2 protein-coding genes are annotated in these 2,092 nt (G+C 62.0%); both read left to right on the forward strand.

The features are described from left to right. The first annotated feature begins 52 nt into the window (after positions 1-52). Positions 53-1,123 (forward strand): cytochrome d ubiquinol oxidase subunit II, encoded by a 1,071-nt coding sequence (gene cydB, locus ACTJKX_RS36700; protein ID WP_440728339.1) that lies wholly within the window; start codon positions 53-55, stop codon positions 1,121-1,123. Positions 1,124-1,780: 657 nt separating this feature from the next. Next, a partial coding sequence (locus ACTJKX_RS36705; protein WP_440728340.1) for a helix-turn-helix domain-containing protein occupies positions 1,781-2,092 on the forward strand: 312 nt, incomplete at its 3' end.

Below are 2,092 nucleotides of genomic sequence, written 5' to 3' on the forward strand. Positions count from 1 at the left end.
CGCCGCCGGCGGGACCGCTTCCCGAGTCGAAGGCATAACCGGAGCTCGCATCATGATCGTCTCCATCACACCGTATCTTCCGGTCATCTTCGCCGCTGCCGTTGCCTTCTGTGTCGTCGTCTACGTGCTCGCGGATGGCTTCGATCTCGGCATCGGCATCCTTTTCCTCATCGCCCCTCGGGAGGCGGATCGCGATCTGATGATGGCGAGCATCGAGCCCGTCTGGGATGGGAACGAGACGTGGCTCGTCATGGGCGGAACGCTGCTGTTCGCAGCGTTCCCGGCGGGCTATTATGTCATTTTGCCGGCCTTCTACCTGCCGATCGTCTTCATGCTTTTTGCCCTTGTCTTTCGCGGGGTCGCGTTTGAATTCCGGCTCCAGACCACGATGTTTCGCTGGCTCTGGGACCTGGCATTCGCCGGAGGTTCAATCGTGGCGACGCTGTGCCAGGGCTTCGTTCTCGGTGGCTTGATCGGGGGCGTCAACGTCGGTGCCAACGGCATGTATGCGGGCGGCGCATTCGATTTCCTGACCATTCTCGGACTCGTCTGTGGAGTGGGCCTGCTGGGCGGCTATGCGCTTCTCGGTGCAGGCTGGATCATCTGGAAGACGGATGGCTCAACGCAGGTGTTTGCTCGGGAGGTCGCGCACGCGGCACTGATCCTTACCGCGGCGATGATGTTCATCGTCAGTGCGTGGAGCGCCTGGAGCACACCCGAGGTCGCTGGGCGCTGGTTTGCATGGCCGAATATCGCGTGGCTCGCGCCCGTTCCGCTCCTGACAGCACTGGTGCTCGCCCTGACCTGGCGTCGCATCTGGACCGGACCAGACGTGGGCACCTTTATTCGGGCGCTCCTTGTGTTCTTTCTTGGCTTCGGTGGGCTCGTCGTGAGCCTCTGGCCCTATGTCGTGCCCCGCCACGTCACGGTCTGGGATGGAATTGGGGACCCGCAAACGCTCCTCTTTATCGGTGTCGGCATCGCGATCATCATCCCGATCGTTCTTGCCTATCAGGCGCACGCCTATTGGGTCTTTCGAGGCAAAGCGTACCATCACGACGCTTATGGAGGATCCGAGTCCAGCGCGATGTTCGATCGGTTGGGGTCTGCTCCTGCAGACTGACGACGGCTCCTGGGAGGCTTCCGCCGTCAAGCGCCGCGGTTGCATCGTCTAGCCCTCACAATTGTCGTCACAGACGCCGTCGGAGTATACAGACGCATTTTTCCAGCACATCAATGAATATGCTGGCCGCTGCAGGAGCGATGATCCTACTCGCTGTTCCGGCCGAACGTGCTGAAGCCACCAGTACGTGCGCAACGAATATCGAAATCGTTCAACGCCAGCTGGATCGGGCGATCGCCAGCAACGCGGCTGATGGCAGAACGGGCGGCGAGTCCCGGTCTGCTACGCGAGGACGCCAGCCGACGGCGCAATCTGTCGCCCGTGCTGACGCTCGCGTCAATGAGTGGACCGGAGGCGAGACCGCCGCCCATTTCGTCGCACTGGCACGCCGAGACGACCGCCTGGGCAAATGGACAGCCTGCCGTCGGCACCTCGAGCGGGCACGCGCCGCGCTCGCTCGATGACACCCCCTAGCGCGATCTCGTGGCCAGGCCCGATCATCGCAAGGGCTCAACAAGCTGCCTCCGGATCGCCGAATTCCCCCCTCAGTTCGTTGCCGTGCTGATCTAGAGCATGTCCTGCGATCGATGAATCGATTGTGATGTGACAGGTGGCTTGTGAGCTGATTCAACATCTGCCTTGTGGGAGAGGTTGATGATGGGAAGAGCCCTGAGCGGAGATCTACGGTCTCGTGTCTTGAAGGCCTCAGCAGAAGGCATGTCGGCGCGTCAGGCTGCAGCGCGGTTCGGTGTCGGCGTTTCAAGTGCGATCCGGTGGATTGCACGAGCGAAGGTGGGTGAGTTGGCGCCTCGGCGGCCTGGCCGTAGCCGCTCCTCCAGCCTCGATGTGCATGAAGCCTTCATCGTCGGGCTGATCGAGGAACGCAAGGACATCACGCTCAACGAGATGGTGCAACGGCTGGAGACCGAGCAATCGGTCGGGATCAGCCGCAGTGCCCTGAGCGCCTGG

This window comes from Labrys sp. 22185, assembly GCF_052045555.1.
Lineage (GTDB): Bacteria > Pseudomonadota > Alphaproteobacteria > Rhizobiales > Labraceae > Labrys > Labrys neptuniae.